This window comes from Bacillus sp. 41-22 (genome assembly GCF_025809295.1).
In the GTDB taxonomy this organism is placed as follows: Bacteria; Bacillota; Bacilli; order Bacillales; family Bacillaceae_G; genus Bacillus_A; species Bacillus_A mycoides.
The window spans coordinates 1,979,541-1,997,925 of sequence record NZ_CP084035.1; the positions used below are offsets into that span (position 1 = coordinate 1,979,541).

Here is an 18,385-nt window from a genome sequence, read left to right on the forward strand (position 1 = left end):
GGTCGTTATATGAAAAAAAGATGGGCACTACTTGGTATCGTAGCAATGATACTGATCATTGGAGTAGCAGGAATAAATTATAAGATGTACAAGGAGCAAGAGGCGAAGGAAGTAAATGTAAACAATATATTTCCGAAAGCTAAAGAAACGATTGCTAATATGGATGGGGATATCGCAGTCATTAGTAATCCAAGTTCGATGCTTGTACTTGTGAATAAAAATAGGCGTTTACCAGATGGGTATAGACCGCCAGATTTAGTTGTTCCGAAAGTACGTTACTCTAGTGAAGGTGATCAAGAGAAGAAAAAGATGAGGAAAGAGGCAGCGGTGGCACTTGAGGAAATGTTTCAGCAAGCCAATAATGAGCGGATTTTCCTTTTTGCAGTCTCTGGATTTAGATCTTTTGATCGACAAAAAGCATTAAATACAATGTATAAAAGACAAGATGGAGAAGCAAAGACAGCGATGTCTAGTGCAGTCCCTGGTACGAGTGAACATCAAACAGGACTAGCTATGGATATTACATCTCAATCTGCTAAATTTCAGCTAGAAACTGTTTTTGGGGAGACGAAAGAAGGAAAGTGGCTTTCTGAAAATGCCCATAAGTTTGGTTTTGTTATTCGATATACGAAAGAGAAAGAAGGGATTACCGGTTATCGTTATGAACCGTGGCATGTACGTTATGTTGGGAATCCGCAAGCTACATATTTATATGAAAACCAACTGACGATTGAAGAAGTAACGCAGTAATGAATTGAGGGGAGAGGGCTAAGATGACGATGTTATATAAGAAAAAGGTACATGCATATATTACGAGAGAAAAAGAAGGGGCTATGCAACTACTCGTTTTTAAACATCGTGATATACGAGAGGTTGGTATCCAAGTGCCAGGCGGGACGGTAGATGAAGGCGAAACGTTAGAGGCAGCAATTTTACGTGAAGTACAAGAAGAGTCAGGACTACGCCATTTTTGTATCGAGCGCTTCCTTTCTGATTACATTATTTATATGAAAGAAAAAAAGGAATATCAAAAACGTCATTTTTTCCACATTTCATTATTAACAGATGTGAAAGATACGTGGGAACATATAGTAAGTGCTGGTGAGGAAGACAAAGGTTTAGTATTTTGTTATGAATGGGTTGATATTAACAAATGCCCTGAATTAGCAGGTAAACAAGGCGAGTTTTTACATTTGTTAGAAGAGGTATATGTAAAATAATAAAAAGAGTCTGAGGCGATATTGTATTCGTTTCAGACTCTTTTTATTTCTCTGGAAATTAAAGGTTTTTAAACTGGTGAGTTGAATTTCTTTAAAGGGATTGTAGCTGTTTATGCGAGGGGCGGAGAAAATGAAAAAGTAATAGATACATGTCATATATATAAGGGCTTATAAAAGGAGAATGAAAATGGAAATTCAGTTTAATACATTATTGCAAAAAGAATTAACAATTCATGATATTCAAAAGGAAATGGAAGCTGGGAAGTTAACTTCAAAAGAACTAGTCATGTATTATCTTCATAGAATCGCAAAGTATGACCAAGATGGACCGAAAATCAATTCTATTTTAGAAATCAATCCAGATGCTATCTTTATTGCAGAAGCGTTAGATTATGAAAGAAAGACAAAAGGTGTAAGAGGTCCATTACATGGTATACCTGTTTTACTTAAGGATAATATTGAAACGAATGACTCGATGCATACAAGTGCTGGTACGATTGCCCTGGAACAAAATATAAGTAGTGAAGATGCATTTCTCGTTACGAAACTGAGAGAAGCAGGAGCAGTAATAATAGGAAAGACCAATATGACAGAATTAGCAAATGCAATGTCATTTGAAATGTGGGCTGGATATAGTGCAAGAGGTGGGCAAACAATAAACCCTTACGGTACAGGTGAGGATGATATGATTGTTGGCGGCTCAAGTACAGGGTCTGCTATAGCAGTTGCTGCTAACTTTACTGTATTATCCGTTGGAACAGAGACAGATGCTTCTATTTTAAGTCCAGCTGTTCAAAACTCGGTTGTAGGTATTAAGCCGACTGTTGGGTTAATTAGTCGTAGTGGAATTATTCCTTTCACTTATTCACAAGATACAGCTGGGCCATTTGCTAGAACGGTAACGGATGCTGCAATTCTATTAGGGAACTTAACGGGAGTGGATGAGCTGGATGTAGCCACTCATAAAAGTGAAGGAATGGCATATCAAGATTATACACCTTATCTCGATGTAAATGGATTAAAGGGAGCAAAGATTGGCGTATTTAACAATGCTCCAAAAGACTATTACGAAAATGGTGAGTACGATGAAAAATTGTTTGAGGAAACGATCCAAGTATTACGTAGTGAGGGAGCGACAGTAGTAGAAGATATTGATATTCCGTCTTTTCATAGGGAATGGAGTTGGGGAGTTCCACTTTATGAGCTGAAGCACAGCTTGGATAACTATCTTTCTAAATTACCTTCTACTATTCCAGTACATTCTATTTCGGAGTTAATGGAGTTTAATAAAAACATAGCAGAAAGAGCTTTGAAATATGGACAAACTAAGTTAGAAAGAAGAAAAGATTTTCCTAATACGTTAAGAAATCCAGAATATTTAAACGCAAGATTAGAAGATATATTTTTTTCGCAAAAACAAGGTATTGATTTTGCGTTGGAAAAATATAACCTGGATGCGATACTGTTCCCTTCTTATATAGGATCTACTATATGTGCGAAAGCAGGTTATCCGTCTATAGCAATGCCTGCGGGATATATGGATAATGGGAGGCCTTTTGGAATTACTCTTGCAAGTGCTGCTTTTAGTGAAGGGGCATTAATTAAACTAGCATATGCTTTTGAACAAGCGACAAAACATAGGAAGATTCCCAACTTGTCATGAATAGAATAAACAAAGAGGACAGGAATTCCTGTCCTTTTTGTTTTAATGATTAAAGTGAAATATCTTTCTGCTCCGTCTTCTGATATTTTAATAAGTTAAAGGATAAACAAGCAGAACATAAAATAAGAAAAGCGGCGATAATATAAATAGTACGAACGCCGAACATATCAGTAATAATTCCAACGCTAAGCATAGAAAGACCAGAAGCTGTCGAGAGAAGTGCACCATGAGCTGTATACATCTTCGATAATAAAGAAGGAGTGACGCTTGATTGTAAAACCGTCGTTTGAGAAATATCTCTAATTTGATAACATGGCCCCATTAGAACACAAAGAAATAGAGCAATAAATCCGCTACTTGTCATACCATATAAAAATGTAAGAATACTAAACATAAGAGAGCCTATCGCCATGGAGCGTATTAAATTTTTTTGAATATATGTACTCATTTTCCACGCTAATATCCCACCAATTAATGTGCCGACGTAATAACTTGTGTTAATATATCCCCACCAATCTTCGCCTTTATGAAGAACAGTCGTTACATATGCCATCGTAATAGCACCGATCCATATCGTCCCTGCGAAAGTTTCAATTAAGTCCATAATTGTAACGATGCGCAGAGACGGGTGTTGAAATAACAGTTTCCATCCTTCTAATAATGCAGTAGTTTTCGAAGAAGTGGGTTCTGCTACTCGTTCAGCTTGTATAGATTGTAATGAAAGGTGTAATGTAATACATCCGAAAATCATCAATATGTTATTAATCATGAGTGTCGAAGTAACGCCAATGAGAAGAACAATTATGCTTGTAAATGAGTATGCAGCGGCTTGTATAATTTGTGTTGAAAAGGAAAAGACACTATTTACTTTTACTAATTTTTCTTGTGGTGTTAAGCGCGGGATAACGGCGTATAGTAGAGGAGCGCTCCAGCCACTACATAATGAAATGAAAATAACAAAAGTTAAAAGAGCAGAAATGTTTGTTGATAGTATAGGAAATAATATCATTAACAATATTAAAAGAGCTGTTTTAATCCATTGTAGAGTATATAGCAATGAATAAGATGGAAACCGATTCATTATAAGTGGTGCAGAGGTGTTCGCGATAAGATTTGTGATAACCTGTAATAATGGAAAAAGAGCAGTAATTGTAGCTGATCTAGTTGTGATATAGATGTGAGTTGTAATAATCATTATGTATACAATGTCAGCGAGAGTAATGCATATTTTGGAGCCCAAATAGTAAGTTAGTGAACGTTTAGGCAATAAGAATACCACCTTTCAAATCAATACTTCTTTTAATTTTAATTATTATAATCTGTAAGTTATATTTTTGAAAGAATTAAATTTTTTGTCATTTTTTGAAAGGGATTTTCGTGTATAATGAAGAATATATTAATATAGCATTTTATTAATGCTTGTTGTAACAGCGAATACATATAATAGCTTGTAGCAAACGCCCCCTCTATGAGAAAGGGCGGATAAACCATTCTTTTCTTCATATACATATAGAAAATGAGAAAGAAAGTGAGGGTTGCATATGGCTGGATGGGTGATTTGGTTTATAATAGCGGGTATTTTATTTATTGCAGAAATGTTGTCGATTACGTTTTACATGCTTTGGCTTGGAATTGGAGCTGTTGTCGGAGGTCTTATTGCTTTGTTTGCTCCTGATGCACTATTTTTACAAGTTGTTGTTGGGGCGATTGTAAGTTTAACATTGACTTTCTTTACGAAAAGAATTTCTAAAAACTTTCGAGAAGCAAAAGGTTTTACTGATACAGTAGATAAACTTGTTGGTAAAAAGGGAATTGTTATGCAAACGATTACAAGCGAAGTGAACGGTATTGTGAAAGTGGATGGAGATACTTGGACAGCTATTTCGGATACTCCTATTGATGCTGGAGAAAAAGTCGTTGTTATACAGAGGCATAGTACTATTTTACAAGTGAAAAAGGAGAGTGAATAAATATGGCAGTAGCATTAACGTTAACGATTATTTTCGCATTGATTGTCGTTGTATTTATTGCATTGACAATTAAAATTATTTCTCAGCAAAAAGTTGGGGTCGTTGAAAGGTTTGGTAAATTTCAACGGATTATGCACCCAGGATTAAATATTCTAATCCCAATTGTAGACCGCGTTCGTGTATATCACGATTTACGTATTCAACAAACGAATGTACCACCACAAAAGGTAATAACGAAAGATAATGTACAAGTAGAAATTGATACAATTATTTTCTATCAAATTGTTGAACCAGAGCTTGCGACATATGGTATTTCAAACTATGAATATGGTGTTCGTAATATTACATCTGCAACAATGCGTCAAATTATTGGTAAAATGGAGCTTGATGAAACATTATCAGGTCGTGAAAAAATTTCAACAGAAATTCGTTTAGCACTTGATGAAGCGACAGAAAAATGGGGCGTTCGTATTGAGCGTGTCGAAATAGTCGATATTAATCCCCCAAAAGATGTGCAAGTATCAATGGAAAAACAAATGAAAGCAGAACGTAATAAACGTGCGATCATTTTAGAAGCTGAAGCAGCGAAACAAGATAAAGTCCTTCGTGCTGAAGGGGAAAAACAAAGTAAAATTTTAATGGCTGAAGGGGATAAAGAAGCACGTATTCGTGAAGCGGAAGGTATACGAGAAGCGAAAGAATTAGAAGCGCAAGGGGAAGCAAGAGCGATTGAGGAAATTGCAAAAGCAGAACAAAATCGAATTGAGTTACTTCGTGCAGCAGATTTAGATGAGCGCGTACTTGCTTATAAATCATTTGAATCATTGATTGAGGTTGCAAAAGGACCAGCGAATAAAGTCTTTATTCCGTCTAATGCAATTGAAACACTTGGTACTCTTGGGGCAATTGGGGAAATCTTTAAAGAGAAACAAACGAAGAAATTACCTTCGTCAGATACAGAAAAAGAACAATAAGAGTGAGGAAGAGAAATGGGATGCCATTTCTCTTTTTTTTTTGCGTATATTACGAAAGGCTTGTACATATCCATGTATAAAGAAGGTGATACAGTGAAGAAGTATGCAACCCGTATACATGGGAAGAAACTAATCTCGTTACTCTTTCTATATGCACTAGTCATAATTATTATTGCGTCGATTTTGACGTCGCTTTTACATACAATGAAATCGAATTACGCGAATCAATGGTTTGGAAAAGTATCGATGCAAGGTTTTGTTCAAATGCTAGAAAGTGAGAATCGCTATTACGGATTTGATTATTTTAAGCAGAATAAAAGGGAGTCATTTGGAAATTTAATGTTCTCGATTGCGACGGATTTGAAAATTAAAGATTTAAGAACGTTTGTCGGTAAAGAAGTGCCTGGTATGTCAAAGTATTACTCTAACATTATCGTAGCTGGGGAAGGGACAAACTTTACGAATATCCCAAATGAATCTAGTGTACCGATTGAAGAAGTAACGAAAGAGCGAGAAGTAGCAAAAGATAAAGTTACAGAAGCTGAAAAGAATAATCCGGTTCAGAAAAAGAACGGAGCGAAAAAAGGTGAAAGTGCAGTATATATTTATCATACACATAGCTGGGAATCTTTCTTTCCGTTATTACCAGGGGCTACCGATCCATCAAGTCCAGATGTAAATGTGTCCTTACTAGGGAAACGTATGAAAGAACAACTTGAAGGACAAGGAATTCCGGTAGTTCATGATAAAACGAATATGGGGGATTTATTAGCGAGTAAAAAATGGAAATGGCCGCAATCATATAAAGCGTCTCATGAATATGTAAAAGAAACATTAGCACAAAATAATAAAATTGCGTTTCCGATTGATATACACCGTGATGATCAGCGGAAGAAGGTAACAACAAAAGTAATTAACGGGAAATCGTATGCAAGATTATATTTTATAATTGGGATGGAAAATGAAGGGCGTGCTGAAAATGAAAAAATTGCAAGAGCAATCAATAGTTATTTAGATGAAAACTATTACGGATTAAGCAGAGGAATCTTTCCAAAGTATAAAAAAGATGGAAATGGCGTTTATAATCAAGATTTATCTAAAAATGCGATGTTAATTGAAATTGGTGGTGTTGATAATACATTAGATGAATTATATAACACAATTGATGTGTTGACGGAAGCGTTTAGTAAGTATTATTGGAATGATGCAGAGAAAGTGAATGGATGAGGGGCGGGAAACCGTTCCTTTTTTTGTTATATAAAGTTAAGAATATGATATAATGGAATTTTGTGAATATTAAACAAGGGAGCGGAAGAAACATGCAAATACTACTAATACGCCACGGTGAATCAGAAGCAGATATTTTAAATGTACATGAAGGTCGAGCTGACTTTGAATTAACAGAAAAGGGAAGACAGCAAGTACAAAGACTTGTACAGAAAGTGAAAGCAGATTTCCCGCCAGATTTCATTTGGGCAAGCACATTAAAACGTGCTCGCGAAACTGGTGAAACATTAGCAGAAGGAATTGGGTGCCCAATTCAACTAGAAGAAGAATTAATGGAGTTTAATAATGGGGTACAAGCAGGGTTATCATTTGAAGAAGCGAAAAAATATCCAGAGCCAAAATTTCTTCATGATCGTTTTGAAAACGGGGAATCATTTATTGAATTTAGAATGAGAATAGAAGGGATTTTTTCTAAAATCGTGACAGAGAATACATATGACCGAATTGCAATTGTTGCACACGGTGGTGTAATAAATAGTCTTTTACGATCGTTTTTCCAAATGCCAATTAGCATGGACTATTATTTTAAAATGGGAGATACGGGAATTAGTTTGATTGAACTTACGGATAAACAGAAAACTATTCATTTTATAAATGATACAAATCATTTAGAGGGAATGTAAGAGGATATGTACAAAGTTGTATTTTTTGATGTGGATGGTACTCTTTTAAGTGAGATTGATAGAAGTATGCATGAAAGCACAAAAGAAGCGATACAAAGGTTAATAGATAAAGAAATTCACGTAGTTGTTACAACAGGGAGACCATATAGTTTATGCTCACAATTTAAAGAGCTGGGCATAAATACGTTTATTTCTGCAAATGGTGCACATATAAAATGTGCTGATGAAGTTATACATAAATCGGTACTTTCAAGTGGAATTGTTCATGATATTTCAAATTTCGCTGAATTACATGGTCACAGTGTTTCTTATTTTACAGAGGAATTTGTAATGAATGGTATTGCCTCAAAAGACGAACGTGTAATACGAGCATTAAATGAAACGTTAAATTTAGAGCGGTATCCTGACAAAGTTAGAAACTTATCAGAAGAGATTTATTGTGTATGTCTGTATGCTGATGAAACAGAAGCTCAAAAATTCTTTGAAAGATATCCAGCACTTACGTTTGAACGTTTTCATGGTTACGTTATGAATGTGTTGGAAGATAGTAAAGTATCGAAGCCAACTGCAATTCAAAAGGTATTGGAACATCTGAAAATTTGTAAATCAGAAGCAATTGCTTTTGGTGACGGTGGAAATGATGTTGAGATGTTACAGTATGTAGGACTAGGAATTGCGATGGGGAATGGTGGAGAAGAGTTAAAAACAAGAGCAGATTTCGTTACAAAGAAATCAAGTGAAGGTGGCATTTCTTTTGCTTTAAAAGAGTTTGGGATTATTTAGAAATATTAGTTAGTCAGTGTGAAAAATCCTGTTTTAAAAACAGGATTTTTTTGTCTAACAATATTCTTGCAATAGAAGGAAGAAAATGAGTATAATAAAAAGTAGTTAGGTAAGCTAATTAAATAAAAGAAAGGAGAGTGAAAATGAATGGATTCAAAAAAAGATGCTCTTCCTTTAGGGATTGAGCCTTATGCAGAGTTAATAAAAAAGACAGCATCAGCGGATACGGATCCAATCGCAGCAAAACTTGGTTTGTTAATGTTATGGACGTCTGATAATGTTCTAGATGCAGTTGACGTAGATTTAGCTCCGCTTGGTATTTCAGAAAGTAAATTAGATTTTTTACTGTTGTTTATTTTGCGTGAAATGGAATCGAATGGGGGAGAAGTGAACATGAGCCCTTCGGATATTGCGAGCCGATTAGGGATTACACGTGCTTCTGTCACTGGCTTATTAGATTGGATGGAGAAACGAGAGTTAATCGTAAGATTCAATCATTCTGAAGATCGAAGAAGATTAAAGGTGAAAATTACTCCGAAAGGAAAAGAACTAGTTGCGCATTCTTTACCGACTTTTTGGTTATCTTGCGCGTCGTTAGTTGATGACTTTAGTCAAGAAGAGCGTCAAACTTTAGAGAAGCTATTAAATAAAATGCAAGTAACTATGCAGAAGAAATTAGGAGAAGGCAGATAAAGAAGTTGATTGTGTGAGTCAACTTTTTTATTTAGACATATAATTAGGCTGCCTTATTATATGTCTAGCTAATTTGATAAAGGGTGGTGATATGTCTTTTAACGTAAACAAATTAAGTAAGTGTTAAAGGAATGTCGTTTTGAGTAGTTTACTTTAGATGTTTTAAACCGATGGGGAAAATCATTGTAAGGGGGAGATTTTATGATGGAAATATCAAAAGAAGTAAATAGTGAAAGGAATTACACAATAATGACAGCGGTGTTATGTTGGGCGGGCATGGTAGTTATGTCCAGCCTATATGTGACGATTCCTTTAACCGCTCTATTTTCAGACCTTTTTAAGGTTTCATTAGCACAATCTGCGGCTACAGGCAGTATATTTTCTGTTGGCTTTGCTATAGGTTGTTTGTTATTTGGGGCAATCTCTGATAAATATGGGAGAAAAAAAGTGATCTTTATTGGACTGCTTGCACTGTCGATTGTTTCTTTTTTCTTGGGGATTGTGGATAGTTTATTTTGGCTTGTTATTCTTCGAGGGTTACAGGGGATAGCAGCAGCTACATTTTCTCCAGTAGCGTTAGCTTACGTTGTAGAAATGTTTCCATTAGAAAAAAAGGTTACAACAATAGGGTTTGTTAGTACCGGTTTTTTAGTAGCTGGAATTGCAGGGCAAGTAATAAGTACAGCTGTTAGTCAGCATTTTGGATGGCATATGGTGTTCTTTCTTCTTAGTATTGTCTATATCATTACTGCTGTATTGGTTCATTATTCTCTTCCGAAAGGGGAAACGTCTCAATCCAATACTGATATTTTGGGACCAATTAAACAGATGGGTAAAGCTTTTACACATAAAAGCTTAGTATTGAGCTATATGATTGCATTTGTTTTATTAATGGCTTTTGTTAACATGTATACTGTTTTAGGGAATTATTTGAGCAGTCCTACTTACAATTTAACTCCAGAACAAATTCTTTATTTTCGCTTAGCGGGGCTATTTGGTATGTTGCTGTCACCACTTGCGGGTCGTTTAACAAAGAGGTTCGGAGTAAGGCAAGTTCTTCAGGGCGGATTGTTGGTCGCTATTTTTAGTTTAAGTTCAATGGGCTTTATTTCGAACCTGCCGCTACTTGTAATGATGAGCATCTGTTTTGTAATAGGTATTGCTATATCCGTTCCATCGTTAGTTTCTCTTGTTGGCCAATTAGGAGGGGAAGCAAGGGGAATAGCAGTTTCTATTTATACATTTATTTTATTTTTAGGAACTAGTATAGGACCTATTATTTCTATTTATCTTATGAAAATAGGAGACTATGCTCAGACGTTTGTTTTATTGGGATTGATACTCTTTATTGGTTTTGTTTTCGCTCTTTTTATTCGAATAAAGGAATGCAAGGATCTTTAATATGCTCACATAATAAAATATGAATTTGCCCGCGATGATGATAAAAATGAGCAACGATTTCAAGCAACCATTCGAATCGAGAGTAAGAAATACCCCAATAAGCAGTCATAATTTCCGCTAATTCTTCATTGGAATAGGATAAAAAAGTTTTAGAAAGTAAATCGTACCCTTGTATCATCGTTTGCTGTATTTGAGTAATTGTTTCTGGTGTTTGTTCTATATAAAAGGTATGTAAGTCTTTTTCCGTAATACCATTTAATATGAGTAAATCAGCATGGAAAATAAGGGAAAGATGTGTGCACATTTCAAATAATGACCGCTTTGATTCAATCGGCTTTATTTTCAAATCACTTTCAGTATATTGGTTCAGTATTTGAATGGAAGTATCGATAGCAATTTTAACTTGATTCAATGCAGATGGAACAAACATTGTAATTATTCTCACCTCCGTATATAATAGTTTCTTAAGGGTATTATATCATACTCAAAATTCCGAAAATTCTAGTAGTTTGACTAGCATAGTGAAAAGTATTATATTGTAAAAGGTCATATGAAACGTGAAATAGAATGGAATGTAATTATTGAGTTAGGAGTTAGACCAATGAGCTTGAAATATGGAAGAGATACAATTGTTGAAGTTGACTTAAATGCGGTAAAACATAATGTAAAAGAATTTAAAAAACGTGTGAATGATGAAAATATTGCAATGATGGCTGCTGTAAAAGCGAATGGGTATGGTCATGGGGCAGTTGAAGTTGCGAAATCGGCTATTGAAGCAGGAATAAACCAACTTGCAGTTGCATTTGTAGATGAAGCAATTGAATTAAGAGAAGCTGGAATCACTGTACCTATTTTAATTTTAGGATATACACCAGTAGCAGCTGTAGAAGATGTAATTCAATATGACGTTATGATGACTGTTTATAGAGTAGAAGATTTACAAGGTATAGATGAAGTTGCAAACCATCTTCAAAAGAAAGTGCGAATTCATGTGAAAATTGATACAGGAATGAGCCGTATTGGTTTACAGGAAGAAGAAGTTAAACCGTTTTTTGAAGAGTTAAAACGTATGCGATATGTAGAAGTAGTAGGGATGTTTACACATTACTCTACCGCTGATGAAATAGATAAAACTTATACAAATATGCAAACAAGTTTGTTTGAGAAAGCTGTAAATACAGCGGAAGAATTAGGAATTCATTTTCCATATATTCATAGTTCAAACAGTGCAGGATCAATGGAACTTAGTAACACATTTCAAAATATGGTTCGTGTCGGTATTGGAATTTACGGTATGTATCCTTCAAGAGAAGTGGATCATACAGTTGCTTCCTTACAGCCAGCGTTGTCTTTAAAATCAAAAGTAGCTCATGTTAAACATGCGAAGAAAAATCGTGGTGTTAGCTATGGGAATACTTATGTAACAACGGGCGAAGAATGGATTGCAACTGTACCGATTGGTTATGCTGATGGTTATAATCGTCAGCTATCTAATAAAGGGAATGCACTAATAAACGGAGTACGAGTACCTGTAATTGGCCGTGTTTGTATGGATCAGCTTATGCTAGATGTTACAAATGCAATGCCAGTACAAGTAGGAGACGAAGTTGTATTCTACGGCAAACAAGGTGAAGAAGAGATTGCGGTGGAAGAAATAGCAGATATGTTAGGTACAATTAATTATGAAGTTACATGCATGTTGGATAGAAGAATTCCACGTGTTTATAAAAAAAATGATGAAACGACTGCGGTTGTAAATATACTAAGAAAAAAATAAGAAAAAACTGAATCGATATGATTCAGTTTTTTTATTTTTGACAAATGAAAAATGTTCTATTTATACCGTGTAGTTGTATATTGTTACATCCTACAGATTTTAAAGAGGTAATAATTTCGTCTCTAAAATAACATGATTCCTCGGTAGAAAAGTCACTCCTATTCCAACAATCTATAATAATCATACTTTGTCATAATTTCAAAACCACATTGTGTATATAGTTTTAAAGCATTGTTATTTTTCGTTTCGACGTCTAGTTCAATTGTTGAAACACCTTCTGTAATAAGTGTATGTACCATATAACTAAGAATATCTTTACCATATCCTTTACCTTGATAAGAAGGATGAACTGCAAATCCTGATAGTGTAGTAGATTGCTCTTGCTCAGTAACTGTAATCGTTCCTATCACTTTTTCATCGATAAGAGCACTGTAAACTTGATGGGAAGATGAATTCATCATCTTTTGTAACCATGTGGATGTATTTGCTGCCGAATCTCCAAAAGCTTCACTAGCGATTTCTATAAGATCAGGAAGTAATTCAGAAGATGCAACGGTAAGATTAATATTATTTTTCATTGTTTTTTGTGCTTCGTTTGTTTTGAACTCCATACCGTATTCACTGTATAAATAAGGAAAGTTCATTTGTTTTGCAAATGATTTCCCTGAAATAGAGTCACCATTAATTATAAGAAGGGCTTCATCTGCCTCTCTTTTTTGTATTTCTTTCATTGCGGTTTGTAAAAGAGTAGTGCCTATATGTTGTTTCCTATAGTTCGGATGAACAAACCCTATTAACTCCAGTTTTGTTGGTCTCTCAAAGTCATACATACTTAATGCGCCGATTAATTGAGTATCATCATAAAATAGAAAATCATTTACCACTTCTATATTACGGGCAGTTAAAAAGTTTATATGTAAATCTGACGAGTAATCAATTTGATCGTGTTGTCCGCAAATATGAGATAAATCTTTCATTTGCTGAATTTCGTTTGCTGTTAAAGATTTCTTTTGTTCAATATTCATTTCATAATCCCTCTCATTCGTATTTAAAAATAGGATGGATGACGCAACCACTTGTCTAACTCCACACTGCCCTGAACAGATAATAACCGGTACAAATATCGATAGGGATGTCTACATTCTTCAAGACGAGGAATGGGCATAATGGTTTCGTAACCTTGTTTAAAAGCATGAGCCTCTTTTTCTGTAAGTACATATTCTAATCCAATAAAATCAAACTCTCGTGGAGCAATTGCATAAGCTTCTGTATCTACTAAACCAGTAATAGATTGATCATCTGATAAAAACTGGGTAGGATCCATATCAATTAAAACGAGTGTAGATTCCTTCGGTGACGGCAAGGAAGATAGCTGTGACTCAAAAGTATGAAATGCGTTTTGGATGCTCGCGTTATCGGAATAGAACCTATTTACAAGATCTTTACTGACTTTTAATATGTGAGATTTAAATTCTTCTAGTGGAATGTGGAAAGTATTTGATGGGTTTCCTATAAACTCTGCTTGAAACGAATGAATTTCTGCTAGTCCTTTTCCAAGGCTGAATAAAATAGAATCAGGTTGTCCGAAAAATGATTGCAGCGTATTTCCGGTTAGTTTTTCGACGATTACATACTCTCGCTCATTTAAAACATGTTTTTGCAAAATAGTCGGGATGGGCAAGGTAGTATGCTTTTTCAATAATGCGTGTATTGTTTCTAAATGATGTACATGCCTTGGATCAATTCCAAAAAGGTTTTTACATCCCCACCAAAAATCATTGTTGGGCTCTTCAGTCATTTTTGAGGAACGAACAATAACTTCTTCAGTTTCTGTTTTAACAAGAAACACGTCGCTTGCATGGTCTTCATAGCCCGGATGTAGTGCTTGAACAGATATAATAGGTGAAATGAATAGTTGTTGTAGCATGAAAGGACTCCTTATTCTGTAAATTCTATAAATTCATTATATAACAGAATATGTACCAAGTGGATAATGATGGGGACAACATAGAACTTAAATAAATTTATGGTGAGAAATCAGTGTGAAAATTATATTTTTCTAGTTTTGTATGAATTATCAAAATAATGTTTCTGATGATAAATCTGAAAAATGCCTGAATGTAAATCCCGTATTTTTCAATAAATGAAAGGTTAAGTCTACTTTTATAAGAGTTATAATGTAGGTTATGAAAAATATTTCTCAATAATAAAATGAAGAGAAAAATATGAAGAAGTAGAATAGATTACTTAATAGTTTTAAATTAATTAATATGATTAACTATTGATTATATTAGATAGGAGAGAATATTATGGCAAATGTACTCGTAATAAATTTCCCTGGAGAAGGTCATATAAATCCGACTTTAGCTATTGTAAGTGAGTTAATTCGGCGAGGGGAAACAGTTGTTTCGTATTGTATTGAAGATTATAGAAAGAAGATTGAAGCAACAGGTGCAGAATTCCGAGTGTTTGAGAATTTCCTCTCTCAAATTAATATTATGGAACGAGTAAATGAAGGTGGGAGTCCTTTGACGATGCTATCTCATATGATTGAAGCATCAGAGCGTATTGTTACTCAAATTGTAGAAGAAACAAAAGGGGAAAAGTACGATTACTTGATATACGATAATCATTTTCCAGTAGGACGTATTATAGCGAATGTTTTAAAATTACCTAGCGTTTCTTCTTGTACAACGTTTGCTTTTAATCAGTACATTACTTTTAATGATGAACAAGAATCGAGACAAGTAGATGAAACTAATCCATTATATCAATCTTGTTTAGCGGGAATGGAAAAATGGAATAGGCAGTATGGAATGAAATGTATTAATATGTATGATATTATGAATCATCCTGGTGATATTACTATTGTATATACTTCAAAGGAATATCAGCCGCGTTCAGATGTATTCGATGAATCGTATAAGTTTGTCGGTCCATCAATTGCTACTCGAAAAGAAGTAGATAGCTTTCCTATGGAAGATTTAAAAGATAAACAATTGATTTTCATTTCTATGGGAACAGTTTTTAATGAACAACCTGAGTTATATGAAAAATGTTTTGAAGCGTTTAAAGATGTAGAAGCGACAGTCGTATTAGTTGTTGGTAAGAAGATAAATATAAGTCAATTTGAAAACATTCCGAATAACTTTAAGTTGTATAATTATGTGCCGCAATTAGAAGTATTACAGTACGCTGATGTATTCGTGACACACGGTGGTATGAATAGTTCGAGTGAAGCACTATATTACGGTGTCCCGTTAGTTGTAATTCCGGTAACAGGAGATCAGCCTTTAGTTGCGAAACGAGTGAGTGAAGTAGGAGCTGGAATAAGGCTTAATCGTAAAGAATTAACTTCTGAATTGTTACGTGAGACTGTAAAGAAAGTAATGTATGATGTAACGTTTAAGGAAAATAGTCGTAAAGTTGGAGAGTCACTTCGAAATGCTGGTGGGTATAATAGAGCAGTTGATGAAATATTTAAAATGAAAGTGAATTCATACTTAAAACTTAAATAAATGTTTGGAGCACACTTACTGAAATACGTAAGTGTGTTTTTATAAATAAATCACATAAAAAATCACTATAAAGGTGAAACTTTTGTGTATATAAACTGATATCTTTGAATTAGTAGTAAAATTACGTTAAAATAATACTAAGAAAATATATGTTTTGGGGGTAATGAATGAAAAGAGTATTTGAATACGTATTATTAACAATTGGATCGATTATTGTAGCGGGTTCATTAGAGCTTATTTTAGCACCTAATGGATTAGTAGATGGCGGGGTAACGGCCATTGCTATTATGGCAAATAAAGTTGCTGGATTACCGCTTTATGGAGTATTTTTAGGACTTAATATCCCAATTTTACTATTTACTGCAAAAGTAATGGGTAAGAAGTTCTTTATCCGTACGTCTTATGCAAATGTTGTTACAACACTTGGATTGATTTATTTAAAGCCATTTCCAGCAATTACAACTTCGGAATTATTAATTGTACTTTATGGAGGAGTTCTATTTGGTGTTGGTGTTGGGATTGTTGTAAAAATGGGTGGAGCAATTGATGGGTCAGAAATGTTAGCTGTTTGGATGAACAAGCATTTTAAAGTACCAATTAGTACATTTTTACTTGCTGTAAATGCGGTTATTTTTGTATTTGTTGCTATTTTATTTTCAATTGAGCAAGCGATGTTCTCATTAGCAATTTTCTATATTGTTACGAAAATGATTGATTTCATATTAGATGGTATTAATCAAGGAAAGAGCGTTATGATTATTTCTGGGAAAAATAAAAAAATAGGCGATTTGCTTATGAAAGAATTGCAATTATCCGTTACGTATCTACATGGAGAAGGTGGTTTTTTAGGAGAGCACAAGAAAATCATTTATTGTATTACAAACCGTTTCATTTATCCAAAAATGAAAGATCTCGTTCTCTCTGTAGATCCAACCGCTATAATTGAAGCTTCCTATTCAACAGAAACAACTGGTGTTAAGCGTCCAGGAAGGACTGCTCGATCAGGAGACGTATCAGAAAAATAGTGTGTAAAATAACTCCACATAAGTATAACTTATGTGGAGTTATTTTACTTAGGGAACCAGGCTTCCTTTAGTAATTTGACTACAATTTCGATACTATCTTCGGGAATGCTGCCGAAACCGAGGAGTACATATGACGCCTCGCTTAAATTATGTACAGAATCATATGTAGAGAGTGGGTATAATTTGATTTGTTGGTTTGCAGCAGTATGAATCAGTTCTTGTTCGTTCATACCATTATGAACATGAAGTACGATATGCAGTCCAGACTGTTCGCCAAGCATTTGAACACGAGATCCCATTTTATTTTTGATAGATTTAACTAGTAATGTGTGCTTTCTTTTATATAACGTACGACTACGGTTCAAATGGCGCTCCCAATCACCATTGTGAATAAAGGTTGCAAAAGCGAGTTGCTGTATTGTGGAAACAGTTTGTTTAAACATACCTTCAAGCTCTGTATAGATTTTTAATAGATGAGTTGGTAACACGATATACCCCATTCGCAAAGAAGGTAAGAAGGATTTCGAGAAAGTTCCCATATAAATAACGCGTTCATTTGAATCTAGTCCTTGTAAAGAGGGAATAGGTTTTCCTACATAACGAAATTCTCCGTCATAATCATCTTCAATAATATATCCTCCGCAATCATTGGCCCATCTTAATAATTCGAGCCTTCTAGATAATGGCATAATCATTCCAAGAGGAAATTGGTGTGATGGAGTGACGTATGCTACATTGGAACGTGATTCACGTAAAGCTGAAATACGAATCCCTTTATCGTCTAATGAAATAGGGTGAACAGGGAGACCAGAACTTTGAATCATGGCAGTTATACGGTGAAATCCAGGGTTTTCGATTCCGTATTCTTTTTTTGAACCAAGCAGTTGAAGTAGTAGCCAAAGAAGAGGCTGCGTACCGGCTCCGATAATAATTTGATCAGGTGAAGAATGTACCCCGCGGGCATGGTATAAATATTTTGAAATATGCGCTCGTAGAACGAACTCACCTTGAGGATCTTCTCTAGCAAATAATTCATTCTCATACTGGAATAAAGTTTCTTGTAACGCTCTTTTCCAGTTTGTAATTGGAAAAGCTTTTTGATCAATCAGTCCTTGGCTACAATCATAGTCATATTGTTCTTTTTTTATATTGTTAGCGCTGTTTGACACAACTTGTTGTTTATTTTGAATGACATCAATATCAACTTCTGCAACAAAAATCCCACGTTTCGGTTTACTTTCTACATAACCTTCAGCTAGTAATTGTTGATAAGCAGATTCAACAGTAATACGGCTAACATTAAGTTGTACCGCTAAATTTCTGTGAGAAGGAAGGCGTGTACCGGCAGGCAGTGATCCCTGAGAGATTTCTCGTTTCATATATTCGTAAATTTGTAAAAAAATTGGTGTTTTACTTTCTAATTGCAATGGGATAGTAAGATCCATTTTATG

The 18,385-nt window shown here is 34.7% G+C and carries 18 protein-coding genes and 1 pseudogene; 13 read left to right on the top strand and 6 right to left on the bottom strand.

Annotation, left to right across the window (positions count from 1 at the left end):
- The first annotated feature begins 9 nt into the window (after positions 1 to 9).
- The 3 genes from LCF45_RS10175 to LCF45_RS10185 all read left to right on the top strand — a co-directional run bounded on the left by LCF45_RS10175 (position 10) and on the right by LCF45_RS10185 (position 2,883).
- A complete protein-coding gene (locus LCF45_RS10175) occupies positions 10 to 750 on the top strand; it encodes a M15 family metallopeptidase (protein ID WP_002031537.1) in 741 nt (246 codons plus the stop codon).
- 23 nt (positions 751 to 773) lie between these two features.
- A complete protein-coding gene (locus tag LCF45_RS10180; protein ID WP_078206902.1) occupies positions 774 to 1,220 on the top strand; it encodes an NUDIX hydrolase in 447 nt (148 codons plus the stop codon).
- A 187-nt stretch (positions 1,221 to 1,407) separates the two neighbouring features.
- On the top strand, positions 1,408 to 2,883 hold the full coding sequence (locus LCF45_RS10185) for an amidase family protein (RefSeq protein ID WP_033730245.1): 1,476 nt from the start codon (positions 1,408 to 1,410) through the stop codon (positions 2,881 to 2,883).
- 49 nt (positions 2,884 to 2,932) lie between these two features.
- Here LCF45_RS10185 and LCF45_RS10190 read toward each other — a convergent pair whose 3' ends face one another.
- Entirely contained in the window at positions 2,933 to 4,150 is a 1,218-nt protein-coding gene (locus tag LCF45_RS10190) for an MFS transporter (RefSeq protein ID WP_002168568.1), read from the bottom strand.
- Positions 4,151 to 4,424: 274 nt separating this feature from the next.
- Here LCF45_RS10190 and LCF45_RS10195 point away from each other — a divergent pair, with 274 nt between their 5' ends.
- From LCF45_RS10195 to LCF45_RS10225, 7 genes are all read left to right on the top strand, one after another.
- Entirely contained in the window at positions 4,425 to 4,853 is a 429-nt protein-coding gene (locus LCF45_RS10195) for an NfeD family protein (RefSeq protein WP_002012470.1), read from the top strand.
- Between the two features lie 2 nt (positions 4,854 to 4,855).
- Positions 4,856 to 5,827 (top strand): SPFH domain-containing protein, encoded by a 972-nt coding sequence (locus LCF45_RS10200; protein WP_002012471.1) that lies wholly within the window; start codon positions 4,856 to 4,858, stop codon positions 5,825 to 5,827.
- 15 nt (positions 5,828 to 5,842) lie between these two features.
- Positions 5,843 to 7,054, top strand: coding sequence for a stage II sporulation protein P (spoIIP, locus tag LCF45_RS10205; RefSeq protein WP_318670395.1), 1,212 nt, complete (start codon positions 5,843 to 5,845; stop codon positions 7,052 to 7,054).
- A 92-nt stretch (positions 7,055 to 7,146) separates the two neighbouring features.
- Positions 7,147 to 7,737: a histidine phosphatase family protein gene (locus LCF45_RS10210; RefSeq protein WP_050000249.1), complete on the top strand. Its 591-nt coding sequence runs from the start codon at positions 7,147 to 7,149 to the stop codon at positions 7,735 to 7,737.
- 6 nt (positions 7,738 to 7,743) lie between these two features.
- Positions 7,744 to 8,520, top strand: a complete 777-nt coding sequence (locus tag LCF45_RS10215; RefSeq protein WP_263894782.1) for a Cof-type HAD-IIB family hydrolase — start codon at positions 7,744 to 7,746, stop codon at positions 8,518 to 8,520.
- A gap of 147 nt (positions 8,521 to 8,667) precedes the next feature.
- Positions 8,668 to 9,213, top strand: coding sequence for a MarR family winged helix-turn-helix transcriptional regulator (locus tag LCF45_RS10220; RefSeq protein ID WP_002141418.1), 546 nt, complete (start codon positions 8,668 to 8,670; stop codon positions 9,211 to 9,213).
- A gap of 204 nt (positions 9,214 to 9,417) precedes the next feature.
- A complete protein-coding gene (locus LCF45_RS10225) occupies positions 9,418 to 10,614 on the top strand; it encodes an MFS transporter (RefSeq protein ID WP_002186051.1) in 1,197 nt (398 codons plus the stop codon).
- On the opposite strand, the gene LCF45_RS10230 is transcribed toward LCF45_RS10225, so the two are convergent.
- Complete coding sequence (locus tag LCF45_RS10230) at positions 10,583 to 11,044, bottom strand: DinB family protein (RefSeq protein ID WP_016126811.1); 462 nt, start codon at positions 11,042 to 11,044, stop codon at positions 10,583 to 10,585. The genes LCF45_RS10225 and LCF45_RS10230 overlap by 32 nt on opposite strands.
- Before the next feature lie 171 nt (positions 11,045 to 11,215).
- Here LCF45_RS10230 and alr point away from each other — a divergent pair, with 171 nt between their 5' ends.
- Positions 11,216 to 12,391: an alanine racemase gene (gene alr / locus LCF45_RS10235; protein ID WP_002186049.1), complete on the top strand. Its 1,176-nt coding sequence runs from the start codon at positions 11,216 to 11,218 to the stop codon at positions 12,389 to 12,391.
- Positions 12,392 to 12,422: 31 nt separating this feature from the next.
- Here the strand turns inward: alr and LCF45_RS27140 are convergent.
- The 3 genes and pseudogenes from LCF45_RS27140 to LCF45_RS10245 form a co-directional block, all read right to left on the bottom strand.
- Positions 12,423 to 12,557, bottom strand: a pseudogene (locus tag LCF45_RS27140) (class I SAM-dependent methyltransferase); the annotation flags it as partial.
- Positions 12,550 to 13,416 (bottom strand): GNAT family N-acetyltransferase, encoded by an 867-nt coding sequence (locus LCF45_RS10240; protein ID WP_002168563.1) that lies wholly within the window; start codon positions 13,414 to 13,416, stop codon positions 12,550 to 12,552. The pseudogene LCF45_RS27140 and the gene LCF45_RS10240, both read right to left, overlap by 8 nt.
- A gap of 23 nt (positions 13,417 to 13,439) precedes the next feature.
- A complete protein-coding gene (locus LCF45_RS10245; protein WP_002127026.1) occupies positions 13,440 to 14,318 on the bottom strand; it encodes a phosphotransferase in 879 nt (292 codons plus the stop codon).
- Positions 14,319 to 14,700: 382 nt separating this feature from the next.
- Between LCF45_RS10245 and LCF45_RS10250 the strand changes: the two genes are divergently transcribed.
- Entirely contained in the window at positions 14,701 to 15,909 is a 1,209-nt protein-coding gene (locus LCF45_RS10250) for a macrolide family glycosyltransferase (protein ID WP_002141425.1), read from the top strand.
- Positions 15,910 to 16,076: 167 nt separating this feature from the next.
- Positions 16,077 to 16,934 (top strand): YitT family protein, encoded by an 858-nt coding sequence (locus LCF45_RS10255; protein WP_088291370.1) that lies wholly within the window; start codon positions 16,077 to 16,079, stop codon positions 16,932 to 16,934.
- A gap of 44 nt (positions 16,935 to 16,978) precedes the next feature.
- Here the strand turns inward: LCF45_RS10255 and LCF45_RS10260 are convergent, their stop codons facing one another.
- The gene (locus tag LCF45_RS10260) at positions 16,979 to 18,379 is read right to left on the bottom strand and encodes a MocR-like pyridoxine biosynthesis transcription factor PdxR (protein ID WP_263894783.1); all 1,401 of its coding nucleotides are present in this window, start codon (positions 18,377 to 18,379) and stop codon (positions 16,979 to 16,981) included.
- Positions 18,380 to 18,385: the final 6 nt, after the last annotated feature.